This window comes from Tissierella sp. P1 (assembly GCF_002266425.1).
Lineage (GTDB): Bacteria > Bacillota > Clostridia > Tissierellales > Tissierellaceae > Tissierella > Tissierella carlieri.
Genome location: NZ_NPMN01000010.1, coordinates 32,307 through 58,499, shown reverse-complemented (window position 1 = coordinate 58,499; position 26,193 = coordinate 32,307). Strand labels below are relative to the sequence as shown.

The window sequence follows — 26,193 nt, the reverse complement described above, 5'->3', positions numbered from 1 at the left end:
ATGCTATCATACTTTAGTCCAGATAGCATTTCCTAACCTTAAGCTATATCAGCCACTATTATATAAATCTTACCAAGGTGCTCCTCCTAAATCTTGTCCCCAATCTAAGGTGAATCCCCATTCCATAGTTTCATCACTACTGGTTAAAGTATATTGTCCCGCTCCTACATTTGGCATCTCACCATTCATCTTATACATCCAGCCTGAATAGCTGTTAATATCAAATGCAGATAATGTTGTGGATGAAGTCTTTCCCATTGCGGAGATATAATTACTTTCTGCTCCTACTGTATAGAACCCATAGTTAGTTCTTGCTTCTATTAAAGCATCCATTGCTGAATCTCCTACCTTCATCACTACTGGCATTACTACTGGCAACTGTTCAAAGCCATCTACTGCATCCTGCATCCTATCCTTTAGAGTTAAATCTGCATTAGGATTTGGTGCTGGAAATGCACCATCATAAGTTCCATTGAGCCAATCTTTTACATTATGAATATCAATGCTGACAGATATTAGAACATCAACACCATTTACGCCAGCATTTACATAATATTCATATTCGCTGCCCAATCCATTATCTAATAAGAATTCTACATAACCAGTTGAAAAGTCTACGTTTCTTACTGTTCCAGATGTGGTTGGTACTCCATCAACATATAAAGTATATCCTGGAAGGTTAAAACTAGTTTTCAGCGGTACATCTGAAAGATTTATATTATCTTGGAATTCCAAATAGTAAGTTCTTCTTGTTATTCCTTCTACTGTCACCTCATTATATGAAGGAATAATAGTTTCTCCCACAACTTCAAATGTTAAATAGTCATCATTTGCCGCAAATGATGATACACTCATTCCCAATACTAATACTAAGGTTAGTATAAGGCTTAATAATCTTTTTTTGTTCTTAAACATATTCTTATCCCCTTTCTTTTTATAAGTTTTTTCTCTATCTTATGAACCTATTTCATAAAACAATTGTTTTGTGTCTTTCCTAAGGATGTGAGTTCCCTGTTATTCTCTATTCCTTTATGCACCTCCAATCTTTTGGTTTAGTTATAATAAACTACACTTTAACCAAATCGCTACTTATTCAGCTTATGGCCACTTGGGGACTGACTCTCATAGCATTTATTGCTGGTCCCAGCGCAGATATTACCGCTACAAATACTGCAAATATCACCGCTCCTCCTGCTAACCAAATTGGTATAATAGAAAGGACTTCCATCTCCTTCAATAGTACTGGCAACAGTCTTTGTAGTATAAAGCTAACAAAAAGTCCTATGGTTCCTCCTATAACTCCTATTATTGCAGATTCTACTAAGAACATCTTTACTATATCTCCCAGATCAGTTCCTAAAACCTTGAGTATGCCTATTTCCTTAGTTCTTTCGTTGATTGCCATCATCATAGTATTGGCTGTTCCAATACCAGCTACTAAAAGTGCTACTGCACCAATTGCCGCCAACATCCCTTGAATCTGTCTTGATTGTTTTTTTACCGATTCTAGCATATCGTTTAAGGAATAGGTTTCAAATCCAGCCTTTCTTATTACATCTGTAATACCCTGTACATTTTTTATATCATCTGCTTTTATCCATACCAGTGGATAGGTCTTTATATTCTTCATATCATTGGCTGTATTGGAAGGTGGTAAAAAATCCGTATTGCCCTCTATTAATTCCTCTAATATTTTAAGCTGTATAAATCCGGAAGTAGAGTATGTATAATTCTGCATGCTAGTTATTCCTGTAACTTCTATTCTATAGATATTTCCACTTGGTACTGCTCTACCGTCTTCCCCTTCTGTATATTGTCCTGATAATGTATTGTAATCAAAAGTTAATTTAATGTTTCTATTCATAGGGTCTATCAAGGGCTTGCTTTTCATATCCTTAACTTGCTCCCATGTTTGAGGGTCTGCAAAGGAATCTGCTACATCATCTGTCAATATAATCTGAGGTACAAGCTTGGTACTTTAGGGGTAATTCTCCTTTCAATGGAGTTATCTGAAAACTTTCTGCTGTTGTCAGGTCAATTCCATATAATCTAATAGGAGCCACATACTTCCCACTTTTTAAATAAGGAACTACTTGTACAACGGGAGTCACAGCCCCCACTCCATTTAACTTCTTAAATGCTGATACTGCTTTATCATTTAATAAAGCTACTTTTCCCTTTGTTTCCCTTTGAGGAGTTACATCTATTTTAGTCAGACTTCCCATTTCGGAGATAGACTCCTGATATGTTTGGTTATAGCCAATTCCAATTGATATAAGTACCACTATACAGGCTACTCCCACTGCCATGGCTGCAGCTGTTAAAATAGTTCGCACTTTTCTTCGCCTTAGATTTATAAATCCCATACGAAAAAAATCTGAAAACCTCATTACTTCTTCCTCCATTTAAATCTATATAAATATCCCAAAACAATAGCTGCGATTCCTCCTGTTCCTCCCACCCAAGGTAATACTAAATTCTTTTTAGGCTGCTGAATTTCTTCCTGAATTATTTTATCCTTGTCAGAGGTTTCAATAAGTGTTTCCACCTGGAAGGGCTTTCTCTCTTCAAATACTTCTCCATCTACGTCTTCATAGGTTATTACAAAATCACCTGTCAAAGTTCCTGTTTTCCCTCCAATAATTTGAAAATCTGCACTATGTTTACCTGCAGGTATCAGATCCCCTCCATAATATTTTTCAAACATAAGAATATCTTCACTTTCAATATCAATTTCTAGGTTAAATGCCTTAGTCCTTCCTTTATTTACAATTGCCATACTTACAGCCATCGGATCTCCTACGACAGTATCTTCGTCATAGATTATAGGTTCTTCTACTGATACCTCCATTTTCTGTTTAATGGGAATTACTATTCCTTGAGCAGCGGTTCCCTTTACCACCTTTTCATTTTCATAATCCATAGTAACTGCAATTGTAGAAGTAGGATTTAAGACTGTAGGTAATGCCTTAAGCTTAAAAGTACAGCTGGTAGTTCCTCTTGGCTTCAATGAATTTATATATTTGGTATCGCTCTCCCCTTTAGCAGGCATGATACTATTTTCTTCTAAGGTCAATACAATACCTGCATTTTTTATAGTTGAATTATAAGAAGTATTTTGTAAGTTTAAGATCAGCTGAAATTCATCCTCTGCATATATTATTTCCGGTTCTGTGCTATAGCCTGTAACTATTAATTTAGGCACAGAATCAGGGAGTTCCTTTATCTCCGGTTTTCCCTTTGCCACATTGATATATGCCGAAAATAAACTTTCCATATATACGTCATTTTCTTTATATGTTGCTCTGAAGTTAATCGGTTTCGCTCCCTCGGAAATATTAGGGGATATTTTAAAGTCGTATTCTAAGAAGGCTATTTCTCCGTGTTTCATATCTGGCAGGCTTTTTCCATAGTTTACAGCTTCTACTACAAAGGGCCATTCATCTAATGATGTAGATATCACAGGAGTTATACTGATATTTGATAGATTCCCTCCATTATTTACAACGGGAAGTCTAAGCTTTACTCTCTGTCCTGCATTTCCCGAGGGTGCAGGTATTATAGCACCGTCCTCATCAACTGCTGCTATTGACAATGCCCCTAATTCATTAATCTTTTGTGATTGACTTCCATCTTCCAGTACATTTACATAGGTCACAATCTGAAATTCTACATCTTCCTTTATATTGGTCCCATTTATATCATCTAATCTCCATACTGTTGCATTTATTAAAAATGCAATAGGATAAAGTCCTTTGTTTGCTGTTTCAGATATTTTAAAGCTATAAAATACATCTGCCATACTTCCATAGGTCATATCTTCCATTTTTTTTACATAGCTTGTCTGATTTATTTGAAAAGGCCACTTTTTCATATCCTCTTGCTTTATGGGTATAACCGGTTCTATTGTAATATTTCTAAGTACATACTTTCTTGTTGGTAGATATTCTCTGTTTACTGCTAGAGGAAGTTCTATAGTGATAGTTTCTCCTGGTTTTCCAGAGGCGGCAGATGCACCTGTATCTGCAATTACTATTGCCTTCTTATCTGCTCCTTCCACCTTATCTTGATTAACAACAGGCTTTGTAGTTGTATCTGCCCAAATGACATTAGACGTAACTGCCATCATCAGAATTGCTAGTATAAGACAAAGAATTGGATATTGTTTTTTCTTCATATTAACATTGTCCCCCTAAATATTTATTCAATGTCTACTATTTTGCCATCTAGTAGATTAATCGTTCTTTCCGTATAATTTTTAGCTACTTCATCATGGGAAACTAGCAAGAAGGTAGTCCCCTTTTCCTTAAAAAGATTAATTAATAATTCCATTACTTCTATACTTGTTTTAGTATCTAAATTACCTGTAGGTTCGTCTGCAAGTACAATAGCAGGAACTGTTATCAATGCTCTAGCAATTCCAACTCTTTGCTGCTGCCCTCCGGACATCTCATTAGGTTTATGATTTTCATGGCTTTCTATTCCAACCTGTTTCATCATTTCCCTAGCTTTCTCAATTCTTTCCTTTGGTTCAATTCCTTTTAATGCCAGAGGGAGAGCTACATTTTCTAGGGCAGTATATTGAGACAATAGATTGTACGACTGAAATATAAATCCTATATTTTCACGCCTAAACCTTATTCTCTGTCCTTCTCCCATCTTTTCAATATGTTCTCCCTCAATTATAATCTCTCCATCCGTTGATTTTTCCAATCCAGCTAAAATATTTAACAATGTTGACTTTCCTGAACCTGAACGTCCAGTGATGCTGATAAATTCTTTTTTTTCAACAGATAGATTAATTCCGTCAAGAGCTTTTACAATATTTTCCCCTATTTTAAATTCCTTCTTTATGTTCCTCAACTCAATAAAAGACATTATATTCTCCTCTTATCTAATTTCCCATTAACCAATCTTGACCTAAGTCTTTACCTAAATCACAGGTATAATTCCACTCTATTACATCTCCTGACTGTAATACGTAGACTCCAGCCCCATAGTTAGGATACCAGCCATTTACACAGTACATCCATCCACTCCAGCGGCCCCCGTCAAATTCATAAAGATTATTTATCCCTTCCACATATGCTGATTCTTTGGTACCGGTATATCTCATCTGTATTTTATATTTATCCCTTGCAGCTTCTAATACATTTAATACCGTATCCCCCTCTTTTATTTTAAATGTAGTTGTAGATAAGATAACTCCACTGGGAGGTACTATCCTTTAAACTTTGGGTCCTTATGCATCTCTTTATTCACAGCAGTATCACAGCGTATAGTAAGGGTTACTGTATTTACCTTTGATTTTTGTTCCTCTGGCTCTTTGTCTTCATTTTCCTGTCTATTCTCGTTATCCTTAGTATTATTTTCTTCTTTTTTCTTTTCTTCTTCCTTTTTGTCTTCTTTCACCTTTATATTTTGCTCAAGGAAGCTGTCTTTTTTCTTGTTTTCTGTTGGCTTTATTTCAACATTGTCTTTTTCTTCTTCCTTTATTTTCGATACAAGGTCTAATTCTTCATCTTTTCCTCTCTCTGAATTCTTTAGTCTTAACTTCTCCCAAAATGACAGTTCTTTTTTATCCTGCTGAACTATATCTTCTTCCTCTATTTGAATTTCAGTTTCGACCTCATTTTTTGGTGATAATTTTTCTCTCATCTGTGCAAGTAAAGAAGTTGCTTTTAAATTTTCTTTATCTTCTTTTTTCTCTACAAGATAATCTATTTCCAAATCTCCGTTACTGCCTGCTCCCTCAGCCTTATCTGAAAAGCATCCTGTTAAAGGAATCACTAATGTAATTAAAATGATAAAAAGAATTAATTTTTTCATGATATTTCTATTCATCTTACCACCTCCATACTAGGTTAATATAACGTGTATTGGAATTTTTCAATTAAATCCCTACAAAAATAAAAAAACACTACCTCTTATAAGTAGTGCCTCCAGTTTTCTGGTCAGCATATTCTATAATTTTATCGATCTTTTTAACTCTTCAACTTATGGGCTCACTATTTTGGATTATAATTTTTATTTCTCCAAATTCCGTATTTCTTATTAGTTCTATAAGGTTCTTTTCCCTCTCTGTAAGCTTTAAGTTAAAACTTTTATCATTCATGTTTGCAGATCAGCTCCCCCCTAAAATAATAAAAATGTCCTAACCTCTAGAGATTAAGACATTTTATCTAAGTATAATTATATACAAATACACATACTTATTACATCTTGCCTCAATCCCGGAAGGCTAATGAAAAATATTACTTAGGCAGTTCTCCTGACTTATGGGTCGTTGCTCTCTTTTACCTTCCCAGAAATATTTCCAGTGGTATATTAAAAGATCGCTCTCCATTTACAGTGGCCGGACCGTTCATGATTTACACATGATTGTCTTTTAATCATTATTATATAAAGAACCTAAGCAATTAATATTCAGATTGATTCCATTATATACCATATTTGGGATTTAAACAATAGATTTAGAGTATTAACTATTAAACTTCTCTATCTAATTATAAAAATAAACTTTTAATATCAATCTTTATATTCAGTTCTCCAAAGATTACTATCCTTTAATGCCCTAATCAAAGTATCAGCTATAGCCGTAGGTGATTGTGACATATATATTCCGCTGTCATTCATTATCCTTATTTTTTCTTCTGCAGTTCCTTTACCTGACGAGATAATCGCTCCTGCATGCCCCATTCTTTTTCCCTTAGGAGCTGTCTTTCCACTTATAAAACCCACTACTGGTTTCTTCATGTTTTCTTTAATCCACAAAGCTGCCTTTTCTTCTGCATTTCCTCCTATTTCTCCAATCATAATTACAGCATCGGTATCTTCATCCTCGTTAAAAGCCTTTAATACATCGACAAAATCTGTTCCATTCACAGAATCTCCTCCAATTCCTATGGCTGTTGATTGTCCTATTCCCTTTTGTGATAGTTGATGAACTGCTTCATATGTCAAAGTACCAGAACGAGATACAACTCCTATTCTTCCTTTCCTGTGTATATATCCGAGCATAATACCAATCTTACACTCATCAGGTGTTATAATCCCAGGACAATTAGGCCCGATTAATCTGGTCTTCTTACCCTCCATATATCTTTTAACCATTACCATATCCTTTATAGGAATATGCTCGGTAATACAGATTACCATATCTAATTCTAAATCCACAGCCTCCAATATAGCATCTGCTGCAAACTTTGCCGGAACATATATTATAGAAACATTAGCGCCAGTGTTATCTACAGCTTCCTTAGTTTTACAAGACAAATATTCCAAAACAAAAAAACCTTTCTGCAATAGAAAGGATATTATCAATAGAGTAGAATAAATATTTAATCTACCTTATAAATAACACCTCCTCATCCGCGTGAGTAATAAACAGCGTTTTTTTCATTGGCAGGTCTCCTGACTTAAGAATAACAAACCCTACGCCTTCCCATACTTTAAATACAGTGGCATCTGCAAGGCTCTATCTATCACAGTGGCGGGACCGTGTCGGATTTAAACCGAACTTCCCTTTTAAATAATCTTATATATAAGATTATACCAATGAATAAAATATTAAATTTTAAGTAGAATATATCATAGGCAATATGAATTGTCAAATTTAAGTCCTCTTATTTGTTTCTAAATCTTCTCTTAAATATAAAAAAGGCTTCTAAATAAGTATTATAAGGAAGCCTTTTTTGGGTCACTGCCTAAGCTACTTGGATGAAATCAAAGATTTCGGTAATCTGCTTAAAACTCATTGGGTCATAGCAAGCTCCCAAATGAGAAATAAAAAAAGCAAATTTTTCCTATTAGATATAAAAAGATTCTATTGCATGCAATAGAATCTTTTTATATCTAAATATTATTTCTTTATATTATAAAATGTTTTTCTTCCTTTATAAATTGCTTCTTCTCCCAACATATCTTCTATTCTAAGTAATTGATTGTATTTTGCCACTCTATCCGTTCTTGAAGGAGCTCCTGTTTTAATTTGTCCTGCGTTCATTGCTACTGCTAAATCTGCTATAGTAGTATCTTCAGTCTCACCTGATCTATGAGATATAACTGCAGTATATCCATTTATCTTTGCCATTTCAATTGTATCTAATGTTTCAGTTAATGTACCTATTTGATTTAATTTAACCAATACTGAATTGGAAATTCCTAAGTCTATACCTTTGTTCAATCTCTCAGTATTTGTAACAAACAAATCGTCTCCCACTAATTGAATCTTCTTCCCTAATCTTTCTGTCAGCTGTTTCCATCCATCCCAATCATCTTCAGCTAAACCATCTTCTATGGAAATAATCGGATATTTGTTTACTAATTCCTCATAATAATTTATCATCTCATCTACAGTAAGAATTCTGCCCTCTCCAGCTAAATTATAAACCTTCTTTTCTTCATCATACATTTCTGTAGCTGCTACATCTAGTGCCAGCGCTATTTCTTCCCCTGGTTTATACCCTGCTTTTTCTATAGCTTCTACTATAGTTTTTAATGCTTCTTCATTACTAGATAAATTTGGAGCAAATCCGCCTTCATCACCTACTGCTGTATTTAGACCTTTAGATTTAAGAACAGACTTTAGATTGTGGAATATTTCTGCACCCATTCTAAGAGCTTCTCTAAAGCTTTTTGCCCCTACAGGCATTACCATGAATTCTTGAATATCCACATTATTATCAGCATGTTCTCCACCATTTAGTATATTCATCATAGGAACCGGTAATGTTTTAGCATTAACTCCACCTACATATTGATATAAAGGCATTCCTAATTCATCTGCCGCTGCTCTGGCTACTGCTAGGGATACTCCAAGGATTGCATTAGCACCTAGTTTTCCTTTATTGGGTGTACCATCTAATTGAATCATCAATTTATCTATTGCAGTTTGCTCAAACACATCCATTCCTATTACTTCTTCTGCTATTATATTGTTAACATTATCTACGGCATTCATAACACCCTTGCCTAGAAATCTTCCTTTATCTCCGTCTCTTAACTCTACAGCTTCAAATGCACCTGTAGATGCTCCTGATGGAACTAGAGCTCTTCCAAAAGCACCATCTTCTGTCCATACTTCTACTTCAACTGTAGGATTGCCTCTTGAATCTAATACTTCTCTTGCATAAACATCTACTATTATACTCAAATTTAACTCCTCCTTATATTTAGCGAATAGTGAAGAGTGAATAACTAATAGTTTAAAACCTTAAAGTCCTTACCCGAAACTATTCACTATTCACTATTAATTTTTCACTATAATTGATTTCCCCGTCATTTCTTCTGGTTTTTCTAGCCCCATCAGTTCTAATATAGTTGGCGCTAAATCTGCCAGAATACCTTCTTGTAGTTCTACATCCTTATATCCCACAAGAATTAATGGTACCTTGTTACTTGTATGAGATGTTACAGGACTACCATCTTCATTTATTAGCATTTCTGCATTTCCATGGTCTGCTGTAATTAGTGCCTTACCACCCTTCTCTATAAGGAGCTCTATTATTTCTCCTAAACAGCTATCTACCGTTTCTATAGCCTTTACTGTGGCAGATACTACTCCCGTATGACCTACCATATCTGGATTTGCAAAGTTTAATATGATTAAATCATATTTATCCATTCCTAATCTATTTAATACTTCATTCTTTACTTCTATGGCACTCATTTCTGGCTGCAAATCATAGGTCGCCACCTTTGGAGATGGAATCAATGCCCTATCTTCGTTTGCATAAGGTTCTTCTATGCCTCCATTGAAGAAAAATGTTACATGGGCATATTTTTCAGTTTCAGCAATTCTAAGTTGAGATAATCCCTTATTGCTAATATATTCTCCCAAAGTGTTTCTAGGTGATTCATCTGTATAAGCCACTTCTACATTTTCTATGGTTTTATCATATTCTGTCATGGTGACATAAAAGGTATTTACTTTTTTCTCTCTTTCAAATCCCTCAAAATTCTCATCTACAAAAGCTCTAGTAATTTGTCTAGCCCTATCTGGTCTAAAATTAAAGAATATAATTGAATCATTATTATCTATAGTTGTAACAGGCTCATCATTCTCTTTTATAATAGTCGGAATAATAAATTCATCTGTAATATCTTCATTATAGGATTTCTCTATGACTGATACTGGATTATCATTTTCATTACCTTTGCCTAGAGTAAAAGCATCATAGGCTAGCTTCGTCCTATCCCATCTCTTATCTCTATCCATAGCATAGTATCTACCAGATATAGTCGCTATTTTTCCTACACCTATTTCATCTATTTTGGTCATTAGCTCTTTTATATCTGCTTTACCTGCAGTTGGTGATACATCTCTGCCATCTAATATTGCATGTATATAAACATTATTAAAATTCTGTTTTTTCATTAGTTTCAACAGCGCATATAAATGTGTATTGTGACTATGAACTCCGCCTGATGATACTAATCCAATTAAATGAACTTTAGAATTATTCTTTCTAGCATTTTCTATTGCTTCTAAGAATTCTCTTTTTTCGAAGAAATCGCCATCTGCTACAGACTTAGATATCTTAGTTAAATCCTGATATATTATACGCCCTGAGCCAATATTTAAATGCCCCACCTCTGAATTACCCATTTGTCCTTCTGGGAGACCAACTGCTAAGCCACTTGCTTCCAGAATAGTATTTGGATATTCTCTAAATAACCTATCTATATTTGGTGTATTAGCTAATGTAACGGCATTGCCTTTATATTCCTTTCCTATACCAAAACCATCAAGTATTATTAGCATAACTGGTGCTTTAACCATATTATCCTCCAATTAAAAATTTATTAAATCTACAAAATCTTGAGCAACTAGACTAGCTCCTCCAACTAAGGCACCGTCTATTTCAGATTTATCCATTAATTCTTTTATATTGCTTGGCTTCACAGATCCACCATATTGAATTCTAATTACATTTTTCTTTTCACCATATTTTTCCCCTATGGTTTCCCTTATAAAAAGGATCATATCGTTTGCATCATCTGATGAAGCAGTCTTGCCTGTACCTATAGCCCAGATCGGTTCATATGCAATTACGATATTATCTAGGTCTTTTTCTTCTATTCCCTCAAAAGCTTTTAAGATTTGAGACTTGACCACATCTTTTTCTATATTTGCTTCTCTTTCCTCTAAAGTCTCTCCTACACAAACTATTGGCTTAATATCATGGGAAATAGCAGCTTTTATTTTTTTATTTACTGTAATATCTGTTTCATTAAAATATTGACGTCTCTCAGAATGGCCAATTATTACATAATCAACCCCTAGTTCCTTTAACATCTTTGGAGAAATTTCACCTGTAAAGGCTCCATTTTCTTCCCAGTGCATATTTTGGGCACCCAGTTTTATATTAGTATTTTCTACAGCTTTTTTTACATCTTGGATAATAGTAAAGGGTACACAAAGAACTGCTTCTACGTCCTGATTTAAATTGTGGGATTTTATTCCTCCCACTAATTGTAGTCCTTCACTTATTGTATTATTCATTTTCCAATTTCCTGCGATTATAGGAGTTCGCATTAACATTACCCCCTCTTTATTCAATGCACAATTCACGGTTCACAATTCACAATTGTTGGGGTCTAGCTTTTGGGTCTTTTATTTGCGACCTTCGGCTGCTTCCCTAATTGTGCATTGTGCATTGTTAATTGTCTGATATTGCCTCAATTCCTGGTAGAACTTTTCCTTCAAGAAATTCTAAGGAAGCTCCTCCACCTGTTGAAATATGAGTCATTTTTTCTGCATAGCCTGATTTTTCAACTGCTGAAGCTGAATCTCCACCACCAACTATAGTTATACCTTCTGATTCCGCCATAGCTCTTGCAATGGCATCTGTACCCTTTGCAAAGTTTTCCATTTCAAATACTCCCATAGGTCCATTCCAGATTACCGTCTTCGCTTCTTTGATTAGGTTTGAGAATAATTTTATAGATTCATCACCTATATCTAATCCCATCATATCCTCGGATATATTATCTATTTTAACAGTCTTAAATTCAGTATCATTTTTAAATTCTCTCGCAGCTACTACATCTACTGGCAACATTAATTTGACATTATTGTCTTTTGCTTTTTGCAATAGTTCCTTTGCTAGCTCAATCTTATCTTCTTCCAGTAAGGATTTACCAATTTCATATCCCTGTGCCTTTAAGAAAGTATAAGCCATTCCGCCACCAACTATTATGGTATCTACCTTATTTATAAGGTTTTCTATTACTCCTATTTTATCTGATACCTTTGCACCACCTAATATGGCTACAAAAGGTCTCTCAGGTGACTCTAAAGCCTTACCCATTACAGATATCTCTTTATCCACTAAAAACCCTACAGCAGAAGGTAAATAGGTGGATACACCTACATTAGATGCATGAGCCCTATGAGAAGTTCCAAAAGCGTCATTTACATATAAATCTCCTAATGATGCTAAATCCTTTGCGAAGTTTTCTTCATTCTTTTCTTCTTCTTTTCTAAATCTTGTGTTTTCAAGTAATAAAACATCTCCATCTTCCATAGCATCTATTTGTTTTTTCACCGCACTAGATACAACATTATCATCTTCTGCGAATATAACTTCTTTGTTAAGTAGTTCTGTTAGCCTATCTGCTACTGCTTTCAATGAATACTTTTTATTTGCTTCTCCCTTTGGTCTACCTAAATGTGACATAAGTATAATCTTAGCATCTTTTTCAATTAAATAATTTATAGTTGGTAGTGAAGATGTTATTCTTATATCATCCGTAATTTTACCATTTCCATCCATTGGCACATTAAAATCACATCTAACCAATACTTTTTTCCCTGTAAAGTCTAGATCTTTTAATGATTTTTTATTTAGCATTTAAATCCCCCCATCACCAATATTTGCTGACTTAATAATAATTTGATGAAGTCGGGCAAATATGCCCGACCTTATATCATTTATGCCTATTTATTAGCTACTAATTTTGCAAGGTCTACTACTCTTTCAGAATATCCCCACTCATTATCATACCATGCTATTACTTTAACCATATTGTCAATAACCATAGTTGATAAACCATCTACTATTGATGAACGAGGGTCAGCAATATAATCTGAGGATACTAACGGCTCATCTGAGTAACCTAATATTCCCTTTAATTCACCTTCACTAGCTTCTTTTAATGCCTTATTGATTTCTTCTGCTGTAGCTGGTTTTTCTACTTCAAATACTACGTCTACCATGGAAACTGTAGGCACTGGCACTCTTACTGAGAAACCATTAAGTTTTCCTTTTAATTCTGGAAGCACTAATGCTACAGCCTTTGCAGCCCCTGTTGTTGTAGGAACAATATTTTGTGCTGCTGTTCTTGCACGTCTAAGATCCTTGTGTCTCTTGTCTAATATTTGTTGATCATTTGTATAAGCATGGATTGTAGTCATTAAACCTTTTTTGATACCAAACTTCTCTAATATTACCTTAGCTACTGGTGCCAAACAGTTTGTTGTGCAAGATGCATTTGAAATAATATGATGATTAGCTGGATCATATTTATCTTCATTAACACCTAATACTATAGTAATATCTTCATCTTTAGCTGGAGCAGTTATAATTACTTTTTTAGCTCCTGCTTCAATATGTTTAGATAAGCCCGATCTATCTCTAAATGCTCCAGTTGAGTCAATTACTAATTCAACTCCTAAGTCTTTCCAAGGTATCTCAGCTGGTCCCTATGACCTACAACTTTAATCTTTTTACCATTAATAATAAATCCATCCTCTGCTACTTCTAATGTACCATTAAATTTTCCATACATAGTATCATATTTAAATAAATGGGCTAAATCTTCTAAGCTACCTGATGCATTTATTGCCACTATTTCAAATTCATCCACACCATTTTCCGCATAAGCTCTTAATACATCTCTACCAATTCTACCAAATCCACTTAATCCAACTTTCATTGCCATAAAAAACTCCTCCTATTTATTTGTATTTTTTAGTTCTTATATTTTTAGCTACTTTGTAGCTTCATTCACAATTTCCAATATCTTTTCTGCAGCAGATTCATCTGTTATCAATGTCATATTTGAGTTCAAAGTAGATACAGAGATTATGGATTCTGCCTTTTCCTCTCCCCCTGCAACTCCAATAACATTATTTAATGATTTAAACTTTTCAAGAGATAATCCAATGGTCTTAAATTCCCAAATTTCGTTTCCTTTAATATCAAAATAATGACCAAGAGCTTCTGCTACTGCTCCCTTATTAATTAATTCTTCTATTCTTTCTTCAGATAGATTTCGTCTTTTAGCCATGGTATCTGCTCTGCCAATTCCAAATACAAGAGTATTCATATTATTTATCATTTCCATAGATTCTCTGATTTCTTCATTTTTTAACATAAGTTCTAGGGCTTTCTCTTCCAATCCATCTGGTACATATAATAATCTATATGACCCACCTAACTGCTGTCCTAATTTTGCTGCTATGGAATTGGATTGAGTCTCTACTTCACGTCCCAGACCTCCCCTTGCAGGTATAACCATTATGTCTCTGGATTTATTATCAGGAGTAATCTCCTCAGCTACTACTGCCATTGTACTTCCACCAGTTATACCAATTATATCCTTAGGTTGAATGATATTCTTCAGTACTCTAGATGTAATTTTACCCATATCCTTCAGAACCATACTGTTTTCCGCAGAATTTCCAGGTACTATAATCATTTTCTTTATTCCTAATATCTCTTGTAATCTTTCTTCTAGCTTTGGGATACCTTTTAGGTTACCATAGATTGAGTGTAAATTTTCTAATATTTTTTTTCCATCATCAGTGATATACATACCCATTAAATCTATATTTAACAGCCCTTGATTTTTGAGTATACTTACCTCATCCCTTATAGTTCTTTCCTTAAATCCTAATTCTCCTGACAAAGCTCTTCTCCCTATAGGTTGATTATAGGAAATAGCCCTTAAAATAAGATATCTTTTTTCAATTATTTCAATAATTTCTGGTGTTATCTTTTTCAATAATTCTAGTATTTCCATTAAATCACCTCATAGTAAGAAGTTTTAATTGCTTAACTGGTCATTTTTCGACCCACATATGTATTATTTGTCCCGGTTGTATTAAAGAAATGGTAGAATATAAATTCCACCACCTATAGTATATATTATATTTATTTTTTATGCAATAAGTAAATATCCTTTTTTCAAATTAATATCTTCTTCTCATTGAAGATGAAGGTATGCCTAATTCATCTCTATATTTTGCAACAGTCCTTCTTGAAATGTTTATACCCTGTTCTTTTAATAAGTCTGATATCTTTTGATCACTATAAGGTTTCTTAGTATCTTCACCATCTACAATATCTTTTAATGTAACCTTAATGCTAGTGGATGATATATCTCCCTCTTCCCCTAATATCCCAGAGGAAAAGAAATACTTTAGTTCGAACAGTCCCCTAGGAGTTTGCACGTATTTTCCATTGGTTGCTCGAGATATGGTTGACTCATGCATCTCAATATCGTCAGCTATATCTTTCAATGTTAAAGGCTTTAGTGCCTTTTCTCCTTCAATAAAAAAATCTTTTTGAAATTTTAATATAGATTCTATTACCCTTTTAATCGTGTTTCTCCTCTGCTCTATGCTTCTAATAATCCACATTGCAGAGTTAAATTTTTCATTAAGAAAATCTATAGTGTTTTTATCTCCGCCTGACTTCATTAATCCTTTATAGTAATTGTTTATGTTAAGCCTAGGACCTGTAACATCATTTATGACCACAACAAATTCTCCATCTATTAATTGGATCTCAGCATCTGGAATAATATATCTTACTTCTTCATTGTTTCCTCTGAAAGACCTACCAAGCTTAGGCTCTAATCGCTTTATATAGTCACAGGCATCCTGAACTTGCTGTAAGTCAAGATTCAGTTCTTTAGCAATTTTTTGTATTCTATTATAGCCAAGATCTTCTAAATAGTCTTCAATTATTATAATAATATAGTTAGTAGCATCCTTTTTATTTCTTACTTGAATTAATAAACATTCCTTTAAATCTCTTGCACCGACTCCTGCTGGTTCAAATGTTTGAATAATATCTAATACTATTTCAACCTCATCTTTCTCGCATTTCATAAAGCTTGCAATTTCTTCTGTTGAAATATTTAAATAACCATTTTCATCAATATTCTGAATAATGTTCTCGCCAATTTTATGTTCCTTATTATCCAGAGGAATAAGACTTAGCTGTGACATTAAATGCTCTTTTAATGTGGGTTCATAAGAAACAAAGGATTCATAATTATATTCCTTTATATTTTTATCAACTTGGGGTCTATAGCTAATATCGTCGTACTTCTCTAAGTATTCCTTCCAGTCTACATCATTGTCATTAGCATATTTATCTAAGTTTTCAAATTCCTCAGAAGAACTTAATGACTCAAGCATAGGATTCTGTTCCATTTCGTTAGTTATATATTCCTTTAATTCCAGACTATTAAATTGAAGCAATTCTATAGCCTGCCTTAGTTCTGGTGTCATTATTAATTTTTGTGACTGTTCAAGAGTTAAATCATAGCTAAGTCTCATCCAGCTCAACCTTCCTAATATATAGTCTTAACTATATTATACCAAATATTCGACAAAGTACAAAATAAAAAGACAAGGAATTTTTATATCAACCTTGTCTTCTAAATTTTTTTTATTATTTTTTAGTTATTTAAATTATATTCTGCTACCTCTGAGATTTATCATAAGGTATACCTTCTGCCTTAGGTGCCCTTGATTTTTTTGAGGTAAATGCTAGTACTATCATTGTAGCCAAATATGGAAGCATTTTATAGTAAGTTTGATTAATTCCTAGATTAGCTAGGAAAGGTATCAGAGAAACTGAATATGCTAATGTTCTTAAAAATGCAAAGAACATAGCTGCAAGAAAAATTCTTATTGGTTTCCATTGTCCAAAAATCATTACTGCCAAAGCTAAGAATCCAAATCCTGCTACTCCCGTGTGTCCATTTACATTTCCATCCATAACTCCAACTGAGTAGAAAAATCCCCCAATTCCACCTAAAATTCCAGAAATACTAGTACCTGCATATCTCATTCTATGAACGTTGATACCTACAGAATCAGCAGCATGAGGATGCTCTCCGCATGCTCGAAGTCTTAGACCAAATTTTGTTTTATAGAATATGATAATTGCTATTATAAGAAATATAAAACTAATCATAACAGTCAGATAGGTTCTCTGGAAGAACATCTGCCCTAATACAGGAATCTTTCCTAAAACAGGTATTTCCCTAATATAAAAGTTCATATTTGTAGTGATACCATCACTATTAAAGAACATTTTTGAAAATAATAAAATTGCCGCAGGAATAAGCATATTAAGGGAAGTACCAGTAATAACTTGATCTGCTTTCATAGTAACTGCTGCAAAGGATAATAGCAGAGAATATATCAAACCAGCAATTGCAGCAATTAACATTCCTAAAAGTAAAACAGTTTGTGGATCTATCCCTGAATTTTGAACAAAGTAAACAAATAACGCCCCAAAGAATGCCCCGAAAAGCATTATTCCTTCAAGTGCAATATTTACTACACCACCTATTTCACTGAACATACCGCCCAATGCTACAAGAAGCAAAGGCATTGCCACAGGAAGCATATTTTGAATCAAGTAATATATAGTATCCATTATTCTGCCTCCTTTGTATTATTATCAGACACCTTATCCAGATCAGTGTGTTCTAGTTCATCTTCTGATGCATGAGCAGTATGCATCTTTTCAAGTCGTCCCTTAATAAACTTAGCTAATGCTGAATTCATTATCATAGCAAAAGCTGAGAAATAAATAATAACCGCTATGACAACATCTATTATTTCCGGTTTATAGCCTACAAGGCTTGCTAGTGTACCTCCACGCTGTATATGGGAAATAAAAGCTGATGAAAAAATAATTCCTATAGGATGGGAGTTTCCTAAAAGTGCAACAGCTATACCGTTAAATCCATTAGCAGCAATAATATTAATAGGTTCATAGGTCATGCTGCTTCCTGCAATAGCAGATGGTGCAAGTATAGCAAAGGCTCCTCCAAGTCCTGCTAAACCTCCAGCTATTGTCATGGTAATAATTATATTTGTTTTACCTTTCATCCCAGCATATTCACTGGCATATTTATTAAAGCCTGTGGCCTTAAGTTCATAACCAAATGTGGTTTTCTGAAGTACGATGTACAAAATAATCCCAATGATTATTGCCAGTATTATACCAAGGTTTACATTGGAACCTGAAATACCAAGAGATGGAATTTGAGCACTTGCTGGTAAATATTTGGTTCTTGTTTTGTCAGATATATACATAACAGAATTCCCCTTAATTAACATATCCACCAAATACATACCTATATAGTTGAACATTATTGATGTAATTACTTCATTTACATTCATTAAAGCTTTGAAAATTCCAGGTATAAATCCCCAAAGCATTCCCCCTATCATCCCAGCTAAAATAGCTACAATCCAATGTATATTATCTGGCAATTTCCACATGAAGCCTACATAGAGAGCAAAAAACATTCCCATTGTATACTGCCCTGATGCCCCTATATTAAATAACCCCATCTTAAATGCAAATCCAACTGCTAGACCTGTCATAAGTATTGGAGTAGCAAAATAAAAGACATCAGCTATACGATTAAAACCACCTAAGACTACATATTGAAATCCTGCTAATGCATTTCCCGGTGCCGCAATGAGCATTACAAGGAATCCAAAAACTAAACCAAGGAAAATAGCCATTAATGCCGATGAAAATGAAGAAAACCCACTACTGTGTATTATATTTTTTAAATAAGATTTATTTTTATTAGGTAAACTATTATTATCCTGCATCGTTAATCTCCTTTACGATATCACGTTTTGCGCCTGACATGTAAAGTCCAAGCTCCTGTACAGTTGTTATTTTTGGATCAAGCTCTCCCACTATCTCTCCCTCATATATTACTAGAATACGGTCAGATACATTCATGACTTCTTCCAGTTCCAATGACACGAGAAATACGGCTTTACCTGCATCACGCCTTGCAACAAGCTGCTTGTGTACATACTCTATAGCTCCTACATCTAATCCTCTTGTAGGTTGTACTGCTATTAGAAGCTCATGCTCCTTATCAATTTCTCTTGCAATTATTGCCTTCTGCTGGTTACCTCCAGACATGCTTCTAGTTATAGTTATTGGTCCTTGACCTGATCTAATATCATATCCTTCTATAAGCCTTTCAGCATATTTCCTTACTGCATCAAATTTTATAAATCCTCTCTTTTGGAATTCAGGTTTCCAATATCTCTGAAGTACTAAATTTTCCTCCAGTTTGTAATCTAATACAAGACCATGCTTGTGTCTATCCTCTGGAATATGACTCATACCAGCTATAGATCGCTGTCTAACAGACGATTTTGTTATATTCTTACCGCACAGAGTAATGCTGCCTGAACTAGGCTTTTCAAGTCCCGTAAGTGCATTAACAAATTCTGTCTGTCCATTTCCATCAATCCCTGCAAGACACACTATTTCACCTGCCCTAACATCGAAAGATACATTTTTTACTGCGTTGTTTTTATGCGTTTTAGATGCTACAGTAAGATTCCTAACGGAGAGAATCACTTCTCCAGTTTCCATTTTTTCTTTATCTACAGTAAAGTTTATATCACGGCCCACCATCATTCTAGAAAGCTCTTCCTTGGTTGTATCCTTGACATCTACAGTTCCAATATATTTACCTTTTCTAAGAACAGTACATCTGTCTGCAACCTCCATTATTTCATTAAGTTTATGAGTAATGAAAAGAATTGATTTGCCTTCCTTAGCAAATCCCTTCATAATTTGGAGAAGCTCCTTAATTTCCTGAGGAGTCAGAACAGCCGTAGGCTCATCAAATATCAAAATATCATTATTCCTATATAGCATTTTGAGAATTTCAACTCTTTGCTGCATTCCTACTGTAATATCTTCAATTAAAGCATCTGGGTCAACCATTAGACCATATTTTTCACTAAGCTCCATAACCTTTTTCTTAGCTTCCTTCTTTTCTATGAACCCCATTTTATTAGGTTCAACACCAAGAATGATGTTTTCAAGCACAGTAAAAATCTCTACTAACTTAAAGTGCTGATGGACCATTCCTATTCCTAATGCATTAGCGTCATTAGGATTATTAATCTTAACAACCTCTTCATTCTTTCTTATCTCTCCCTTTTCAGCCTGATAAAGCCCAAAGAGAACACTCATAAGGTGGATTTTCCAGCACCATTTTCTCCTAAAAGTGCATGTATTTCTCCTCTTTTCAATTTTAGGGTAATATTGTCGTTAGCAATAATACCCGGAAATTCTTTTGTAATATTAAGCATTTCAACAATATAATTTTCCACTTTAACCTCTTCTTATCAATTATATTTTTTTATTCCCCAAAATTCCCATATAAAATGGGATAGAAAATGGGGGATTAGCCTTCCCCCATTAATAGAACTTTACTTGCATAAGGCTTAGCCAATATGGCAGGTAATTTAATTTTTCTTACTACCTAGTAGTAACTACAACTTTTTTAAGATTTAATTGATTAGTAAGTTCATCTGCAGTTGCATTTCCTGATGCATCTGCAACCTCAATTTTACGAATAGGTTCAGCACTGCCATCTACTAATTTTTCAAATGCTTCATCATATTTTTCTTTGTTGAAGGACTGGAATCTATCAAATGCATCTGCCTTCTCGTCTCCTATTACAACAGTTGGTAACCCTACACCATTGTTAGTTGCATTAAATACTGTTGTTTTTCCTGAGAATGTATTCCAGCTATTTGTTTTATATATAGACTCAAGAACAGATACTACTGAAGCTGCAAGGCCTTTCGCTGCTGATGTAATTACAGTTTCACTATCATATCTTTGATCAACGTCAACTCCAATAACCTTAGCTCCTGCTTCACTAGCTGCTGACATAACAGATTTACCAACTGCACCACCACATGCAAATACTACTTCTGCACCTTCTTGGTACATTGTTTTAGCAGTTGCTTTATTTGTATCGTTTTCTTCAAAGTTTCCAGTATAATGGTATGTTGCTTTTATTGCCCCATCAGAAAGTCCTAGCTCTTTAGCAGCATCTTCAGCTCCTTGAAGATACCCATAGCCAAAAGCTTGAACAGCTGGTACTGCCATACCACCCATGAATCCAAGATTAGTCATTCCATCCATAACTGCAGCATAACCTGCAAGATATCCTGATTGCTCTTCTGCATACAATATACTTGCAACATTTTCTTTAATCTCTGCAGTATTGCTATCAGCTGGATGTGGTGCCCCATCTAAAAGAATAAACTTAACATCTGGATATTTCGTTTGTGCTTCATAAATTGGAACTTCGAATAGGAATCCTGGAGTTACTACAACCTTTGCTCCACCTGTTACCGCAAGGTCAATAGCTGCTAGATATCCAGCATCTGAGGCCTCTTCAGGTTTGATATAAGTATGTGAAATTTTTTCTTTCTTTGCAAAGGCAACAACGCCTTCCCATGATCCTTGGTTAAATGATTTGTCATCAATATTACCCTTATCGGTAATAAGTGCGATTTCAGCACCTTTTCCTGAGCCACCTGTGTTCTGACTACCACATCCGGCTACACTCATAACTACTAACATAATTGCCAGAGCAAATGTTAATATTTTTTTCATTTTATACCCCCCTTAATTAATTCATTCGACTAGCGTCTTTGAGTTAATTATAACCTTTCCTAGCCAAAATTACAACTATTTTATACTCAATAAAGTCCTTGTTGAAGATAAGTCATTACATCATAAAAGATTCTTCGCAAGAAAAAGCTCCAAGTTTCCTTGGAGCTTTTAGTCCTAGCATGGATCAGCTTCGCCTACATCATAACCAGCTTTTGCTAATGCTTTGGTAGCTTCGTTTAACTTAGCTTCGTTTACCATTACTATTGGTCCTGTACAACCCATTCCTGATTCAGCATAGATACCTGCTTTCCATAAAGCTTGAACGGCATCTTCTAATTCCATAATATCTATACCATTAATAGTACCAGTTACAGTTTCAGCTGGTGGTGCTTCTACAGTTTCTTCTTCCTTAGCTTCAGCCTTTTTAGTGTCCTTTGTAAGACCTTTTAATATATCTTTAAGTCCAGCTTTGTTAGCTTTTTCAAATTCTTCCTTAGCAATTTTAGTTACATTTCCTCTTACTAATGATGCAGCATAACTAATTGCATTAGAAACTACTGGAGTACCTGATGCTCTTGAAAGAATAAGGATTGTTCTATCATAATCCTCTCCAATACCAGGTCCATATCCAAAGCCTTGAGCTTCATAGGATCCACCTGTTGCAAATGAAGAGAATACTTTCATTAAAAGATTTCCTGTTAAAGTATCAGTTATCATTATATCTGGTGTACCTGTTAATAAATCATTACCTCTCATTACTGAGCCACCATCTGCTCTTCCTGATTCAGTAAAATTAACAGGATATCCTTTACTACTTAAATCTTTAAAAGCTCTTTCTACTTGTCTTGCACCATCTACATTTAAGATACCTACAGTTGGATTTTCTATTCCCATAGCTTTTGCAGCTATAATTCCATAGATACCATTCTTAACCATAGCTTCAACTCTGTGTGGTGATGATGTTCCAGTAGTTGTAGCTAAGAACATCTCTCTACCTCTACCTGGAGTTATTACTCTACCAACAGTAGAAACACCTATTGGGAAGTTATAGTGCATAGTAACACATGCTCCTATTTCTCCACTATCAAGTAATTCTTCCATTTTCTTATGCTGAGCATCTTCACCTTCAACATTGTATTGAGTAAGTTTTGAATCAACTTTTGGTCCAATTAGTACTACTTCAATGCTATTGTCTCTAGCTTGAGCCATTTCAGCACCTTTAACTATATTGTCAATACCTAGCTCTGAGCCAGCTACGGTAATACCTACTCTTACTCTCTCTCCAAATTGGCCAGTTTGCATAGCATCAGCGATATCGTTAAATACCTTACCGATCATGCTTTTTATATTATTATCTGCCATATTATCACCTCTAATCTTGAAGTAGATGAGAAGCAAAATCTCTCATAGCTTCTGCTACAAGTGTTCTAACTTCTTCTTGTGATACACCTTTACCTTCATCTAACTTTCCAGTATTCTTTTCCATAACTATTGATGTACCATCGAATAGATTAGTCATTCTACCTAAGAATAAACTTCCCTTTCCTACGATCATCGCTCTATTTATTTCACCTGCTAACATAGCTTCTCTAGCAAATCCAATATATGGTGCCCCTGAAGGAATATGTCCCTGAGTTGGTGCCCATCCTTCCATACCATGTTTCTCAATAAATGCATCTATACCAGTTCTTTCTACTTCGCCTCTCTTAACTCCTAGAGCTGCAATCATCTTATAGTTAGCAGCTGGAACGTCTCCTGCTCCTGCTGGTTTTGTAACATCTGGGTTTTGCATTTCTACTGAATACTTATCTATATCAGTTACTTTTAATCCTGCTTTATCAAGTGGTGCTGTAACTAATGAAGTAACTACTGCTTGTGGTGATGAACCAGTACCTACAGTATGTCTACCAACTAAGTCGGTTCTAAGAACTGGGTTTACTCCATCATTTTCTGCTATTATAACTGCAAATCCACCTATAACGTCTTCTAATATAGGCATACCTTTCTTAACATGGTCTTTACCATTCATACCTAATTTAGCTGTACATCCGCCTGCAACTACCATTACTTTTTTATAAGTTCCTGCTTGAACTAATGAAGCTGCTGACACAATAGCATGAGCAGGTGCAGCACAGAAACCTCTTAGGTCAGAACCTGTAGCATTTGTAAGTCCAGCCATTTCAGCAACTGCTTTAGCAAAGTTACCGCCACCTCTTTGGTTCATATCTCCACATGCTTCTTCTGAACACTCAATTACATATTCAACTTCTTCAGGTTGTAAATCATTTTTAGCTAAGCAATGTAATGCTGCTAATACTCCTGATGCTTTTGTAACTAAGTTTTCAAACATAACATGAGCTGTTAAGTTAACATCTACATCATGAGCTCTCTTTACACAACCTACTACTTTTTTATCATTATATAGTGGTTCTGCATGTTGCTCGTTAATATATTTTTCAATATCTGCTAATTCTGCACCATCTTTTAATTTTGCAACAAACTCATCTTTAATTAATGGATGAGCTTCTAATTTTGGTTTAATTTGTGCTGTAAATTCTTTGGATAATAACACAAGATCAAATACGTCTACTATTTTAATTAGACCTATAAATTCATCTTGTGGCATTATTTCACCAAACTTTCCATCTCTTTTTGCATCTGCTACATCCTTATCATACCATGGTTGCTGAACTGTTTTAAGTTCCTCTGGCTTATGATTTCCAATATATACTTGGTTTGGTAAATAGTTAACTGATTCTTCATAACTACGTATATGATTTGGTAACTCTTTTAAATATTCTGAATCTGGATGTAATAATCTTTCTGTTGTTTGAGTTGTACCATTGTGAATAATCATATCTGGTGCTTGCATCAAAACATAAGATGTTCCTTTTACTACTGAATAATTCATATGTCCACCTCCATAAATTTTGGTATGTACTTTGTTTTTTAGAAACTTTGCTTATAACGAATAGAAAAGTTTTTCTTTATTATTTTTAAATTTAAACTTTTCGTAAATGAGTTTCAAGCAAAGTTTCCTTTTAATGCTTATTAGAAACTTTGCTTATAAAAGGGTGATAAGAAGAATCACCCTTTTATAAATTTTATTAATTATTTTTTTACATCAAATACAGTTTGCTCTGTTACTTCAGTTGTTAGAGCTTCTAATGCTCTTTCAACTAATTTTCTTCTAAGAGCTTTCTCATCTTTAGGATCTAGTTTTGGATCTCCTAATGGGTGAGGAATAGCTATTGTCGGAACTATTCTGTTAGCTCCTACTGTTAATGAAATTGGAACTACTGTACACATGTGAACTACTGGAATACCAGCACGCTCAACTTCTTTTACCATTGTTGCACCGCAACGTGTACAGGTGCCTCAGGTAGAAGTTAAGATAACTGCATCCACGCCGTCAGCTTTAAGTTCTTTACTGAATTCTTCAGCAAATTTCTTTGAATTCGCTACAGCTGTACCATTACCTACAGTTGAATAGTAGTATCTGTGTAGTTTTCCAATTTTTCCTTCTTTTTCTAAGTCACGTAGAACGTCAACAGGGATAACTCTGTCTAAGTCTATATTAGCATAAACTGGGTCATATCCACCATGAGCTGTTTCTCCGTTTGTTTCATTTAAATCATAGATACCTTCAATATCATACTTGCCATATTTTTGAGCTGAGGATGATTCTATATGGTCTGGGTTTCCTTTTGGAACTGCCCCACCTGATGTTACTATAGCAATAGTAGCCTTAGTAATATCTTTTACTGCTGGGTTAGGATCTACTCTATCGAAGTTTGGCATTGGGAATTCAGTTTTGTATTCTTCCTTAGCCATTTTCTTTAGAAGCATTTCTACTGCTCTCTCAGAACCTCTCTTATCAGTGAAGTAATTCTTTCTGATACCTCTTTCTAAGTATCCTTCTTCTTCTGGAGAACCGATTTCTTCCCCTCTAGCTAATTTAAGTGCTAATGGAACCATTTTCTTAACTGCGTCTCTCATTCCAGCCGCTGAGTCCCTTGTGGAAACTACATAAACTGCTTTCTTGAACATATCAGCACCTGGGTTTTCTATATACATACCAGTTAAAGCTGGTATACCTAATTCGTTTTGCACTGCCTCTGTTATAGTACCTGCGGCAACACCATATCTACCTGCATTAAATGCTGGTCCAGCAATGAATAGGTCTGGGTTATATTTTTTAACCATCGCTAATACTTCTTTTTTAGCCTCTTCTAGATTTTCACCAAAATAGCTATCACCACAAATAACTGTAGCTACTATTTCAGCATTATCTCCGAATCCTGCTTGAAGAGCTAGACCTGGCCCTAATACTTCTTCTCTTACTTCTGGTCTGTGGTCAGCTTTTTCTTCTCCACCTATACCAGCGAAGAATTGGTTGATATAATGAACAACTTTTAATTTCCCCATTTGTTCCCCTCCTCTCATATATTTCGTATCGGGATTTTATTTAATC

At 34.6% G+C, this 26,193-nt stretch carries 20 protein-coding genes, 2 pseudogenes and 2 riboswitches; all 22 genes and pseudogenes read right to left on the bottom strand.

What is annotated here, in order from left to right; all coding sequences use genetic code 11:
• Positions 1-69: 69 nt before the first annotated feature.
• The 22 genes and pseudogenes from CIW83_RS08870 to grdB all read right to left on the bottom strand — a co-directional run bounded on the left by CIW83_RS08870 (position 70) and on the right by grdB (position 26,147).
• Positions 70-915, bottom strand: a complete 846-nt coding sequence (locus CIW83_RS08870) for a DUF4430 domain-containing protein (RefSeq protein ID WP_094900485.1) — start codon at positions 913-915, stop codon at positions 70-72.
• A gap of 178 nt (positions 916-1,093) precedes the next feature.
• Complete coding sequence (locus CIW83_RS08865; protein WP_094900484.1) at positions 1,094-1,951, bottom strand: ABC transporter permease; 858 nt, start codon at positions 1,949-1,951, stop codon at positions 1,094-1,096.
• Complete coding sequence (locus CIW83_RS08860; RefSeq protein WP_158220062.1) at positions 1,941-2,390, bottom strand: ABC transporter permease; 450 nt, start codon at positions 2,388-2,390, stop codon at positions 1,941-1,943. Before CIW83_RS08860 ends, CIW83_RS08865 begins: the two co-directional genes overlap by 11 nt.
• Positions 2,390-4,177: a hypothetical protein gene (locus CIW83_RS08855; protein ID WP_094900482.1), complete on the bottom strand. Its 1,788-nt coding sequence runs from the start codon at positions 4,175-4,177 to the stop codon at positions 2,390-2,392. The genes CIW83_RS08860 and CIW83_RS08855 overlap by 1 nt, the downstream gene beginning before the upstream one ends.
• Before the next feature lie 23 nt (positions 4,178-4,200).
• Positions 4,201-4,878, bottom strand: a complete 678-nt coding sequence (locus CIW83_RS08850) for an ABC transporter ATP-binding protein (RefSeq protein WP_201259753.1) — start codon at positions 4,876-4,878, stop codon at positions 4,201-4,203.
• A 16-nt stretch (positions 4,879-4,894) separates the two neighbouring features.
• Positions 4,895-5,179 carry a DUF4430 domain-containing protein gene (locus tag CIW83_RS22800; RefSeq protein WP_255374337.1) on the bottom strand — a complete coding sequence of 95 codons (285 nt, stop codon included), beginning with the start codon at positions 5,177-5,179 and terminating at the stop codon, positions 4,895-4,897.
• A 41-nt stretch (positions 5,180-5,220) separates the two neighbouring features.
• Positions 5,221-5,844 (bottom strand): hypothetical protein, encoded by a 624-nt coding sequence (locus tag CIW83_RS08840; protein ID WP_094900480.1) that lies wholly within the window; start codon positions 5,842-5,844, stop codon positions 5,221-5,223.
• Positions 5,845-6,243: 399 nt separating this feature from the next.
• Positions 6,244-6,430, bottom strand: a riboswitch (cobalamin riboswitch).
• A 98-nt stretch (positions 6,431-6,528) separates the two neighbouring features.
• Positions 6,529-7,284, bottom strand: coding sequence for a succinate--CoA ligase subunit alpha (sucD, locus tag CIW83_RS08835; RefSeq protein ID WP_255374326.1), 756 nt, complete (start codon positions 7,282-7,284; stop codon positions 6,529-6,531).
• Between the two features lie 101 nt (positions 7,285-7,385).
• Positions 7,386-7,574, bottom strand: a riboswitch (cobalamin riboswitch).
• Between the two features lie 287 nt (positions 7,575-7,861).
• Positions 7,862-9,154 (bottom strand): phosphopyruvate hydratase, encoded by a 1,293-nt coding sequence (gene eno / locus CIW83_RS08830; protein ID WP_094900478.1) that lies wholly within the window; start codon positions 9,152-9,154, stop codon positions 7,862-7,864.
• Between the two features lie 96 nt (positions 9,155-9,250).
• Entirely contained in the window at positions 9,251-10,783 is a 1,533-nt protein-coding gene (gene gpmI / locus CIW83_RS08825; RefSeq protein ID WP_094900477.1) for a 2,3-bisphosphoglycerate-independent phosphoglycerate mutase, read from the bottom strand.
• 12 nt (positions 10,784-10,795) lie between these two features.
• Positions 10,796-11,539: a triose-phosphate isomerase gene (tpiA, locus tag CIW83_RS08820; protein WP_094900476.1), complete on the bottom strand. Its 744-nt coding sequence runs from the start codon at positions 11,537-11,539 to the stop codon at positions 10,796-10,798.
• 124 nt (positions 11,540-11,663) lie between these two features.
• Positions 11,664-12,857: a phosphoglycerate kinase gene (gene pgk, locus CIW83_RS08815; RefSeq protein ID WP_094900475.1), complete on the bottom strand. Its 1,194-nt coding sequence runs from the start codon at positions 12,855-12,857 to the stop codon at positions 11,664-11,666.
• Positions 12,858-12,943: 86 nt separating this feature from the next.
• A pseudogene (gene gap, locus CIW83_RS08810) lies at positions 12,944-13,947 on the bottom strand (type I glyceraldehyde-3-phosphate dehydrogenase).
• A 48-nt stretch (positions 13,948-13,995) separates the two neighbouring features.
• A complete protein-coding gene (locus tag CIW83_RS08805) occupies positions 13,996-15,030 on the bottom strand; it encodes a sugar-binding transcriptional regulator (protein WP_094900474.1) in 1,035 nt (344 codons plus the stop codon).
• Between the two features lie 169 nt (positions 15,031-15,199).
• The gene (rpoN, locus tag CIW83_RS08800; protein WP_094900473.1) at positions 15,200-16,576 is read right to left on the bottom strand and encodes an RNA polymerase factor sigma-54; all 1,377 of its coding nucleotides are present in this window, start codon (positions 16,574-16,576) and stop codon (positions 15,200-15,202) included.
• A gap of 145 nt (positions 16,577-16,721) precedes the next feature.
• Complete coding sequence (locus CIW83_RS08795; RefSeq protein ID WP_094900472.1) at positions 16,722-17,687, bottom strand: ABC transporter permease; 966 nt, start codon at positions 17,685-17,687, stop codon at positions 16,722-16,724.
• On the bottom strand, positions 17,687-18,883 hold the full coding sequence (locus CIW83_RS08790) for an ABC transporter permease (protein WP_094900471.1): 1,197 nt from the start codon (positions 18,881-18,883) through the stop codon (positions 17,687-17,689). The genes CIW83_RS08795 and CIW83_RS08790 overlap by 1 nt, the downstream gene beginning before the upstream one ends.
• Positions 18,873-20,398, bottom strand: a pseudogene (locus CIW83_RS08785) (ABC transporter ATP-binding protein). Before CIW83_RS08785 ends, CIW83_RS08790 begins: the two are co-directional and overlap by 11 nt.
• A 169-nt stretch (positions 20,399-20,567) precedes the next feature.
• Entirely contained in the window at positions 20,568-21,719 is a 1,152-nt protein-coding gene (locus CIW83_RS08780; RefSeq protein WP_094900470.1) for a BMP family protein, read from the bottom strand.
• Between the two features lie 174 nt (positions 21,720-21,893).
• Positions 21,894-23,081 carry a glycine/sarcosine/betaine reductase complex component C subunit alpha gene (gene grdD / locus CIW83_RS08775; protein ID WP_094900469.1) on the bottom strand — a complete coding sequence of 396 codons (1,188 nt, stop codon included), beginning with the start codon at positions 23,079-23,081 and terminating at the stop codon, positions 21,894-21,896.
• A 10-nt stretch (positions 23,082-23,091) separates the two neighbouring features.
• Entirely contained in the window at positions 23,092-24,630 is a 1,539-nt protein-coding gene (grdC, locus tag CIW83_RS08770; protein ID WP_094900468.1) for a glycine/sarcosine/betaine reductase complex component C subunit beta, read from the bottom strand.
• Between the two features lie 200 nt (positions 24,631-24,830).
• Entirely contained in the window at positions 24,831-26,147 is a 1,317-nt protein-coding gene (gene grdB, locus CIW83_RS08765) for a glycine reductase complex selenoprotein B (protein ID WP_094900467.1), read from the bottom strand.
• Between the last annotated feature and the right edge of the window lie 46 nt (positions 26,148-26,193).

Excerpts from the sequence above, each read along its gene's own strand:
- CIW83_RS08850 (WP_201259753.1), bottom strand. The coding sequence starts at position 4,878 with ATGTCTTTTATTGAGTTGAGGAACATAAAGAAGGAATTTAAAATAGGG.
- CIW83_RS08790 (WP_094900471.1), bottom strand. The coding sequence starts at position 18,883 with ATGCAGGATAATAATAGTTTACCTAATAAAAATAAATCTTATTTAAAA.
- gpmI (WP_094900477.1), bottom strand. The coding sequence starts at position 10,783 with ATGGTTAAAGCACCAGTTATGCTAATAATACTTGATGGTTTTGGTATA.
- grdD (WP_094900469.1), bottom strand. The coding sequence starts at position 23,081 with ATGGCAGATAATAATATAAAAAGCATGATCGGTAAGGTATTTAACGAT.
- CIW83_RS08780 (WP_094900470.1), bottom strand. The coding sequence starts at position 21,719 with ATGAAAAAAATATTAACATTTGCTCTGGCAATTATGTTAGTAGTTATG.
- pgk (WP_094900475.1), bottom strand. The coding sequence starts at position 12,857 with ATGCTAAATAAAAAATCATTAAAAGATCTAGACTTTACAGGGAAAAAA.
- tpiA (WP_094900476.1), bottom strand. The coding sequence starts at position 11,539 with ATGCGAACTCCTATAATCGCAGGAAATTGGAAAATGAATAATACAATA.
- CIW83_RS08860 (WP_158220062.1), bottom strand. The coding sequence starts at position 2,390 with ATGAGGTTTTCAGATTTTTTTCGTATGGGATTTATAAATCTAAGGCGA.
- CIW83_RS08855 (WP_094900482.1), bottom strand. The coding sequence starts at position 4,177 with ATGAAGAAAAAACAATATCCAATTCTTTGTCTTATACTAGCAATTCTG.
- CIW83_RS08805 (WP_094900474.1), bottom strand. The coding sequence starts at position 15,030 with ATGGAAATACTAGAATTATTGAAAAAGATAACACCAGAAATTATTGAA.
- grdC (WP_094900468.1), bottom strand. The coding sequence starts at position 24,630 with ATGAATTATTCAGTAGTAAAAGGAACATCTTATGTTTTGATGCAAGCA.
- CIW83_RS08870 (WP_094900485.1), bottom strand. The coding sequence starts at position 915 with ATGTTTAAGAACAAAAAAAGATTATTAAGCCTTATACTAACCTTAGTA.
- CIW83_RS08795 (WP_094900472.1), bottom strand. The coding sequence starts at position 17,687 with ATGGATACTATATATTACTTGATTCAAAATATGCTTCCTGTGGCAATG.
- rpoN (WP_094900473.1), bottom strand. The coding sequence starts at position 16,576 with ATGAGACTTAGCTATGATTTAACTCTTGAACAGTCACAAAAATTAATA.
- CIW83_RS08840 (WP_094900480.1), bottom strand. The coding sequence starts at position 5,844 with ATGAATAGAAATATCATGAAAAAATTAATTCTTTTTATCATTTTAATT.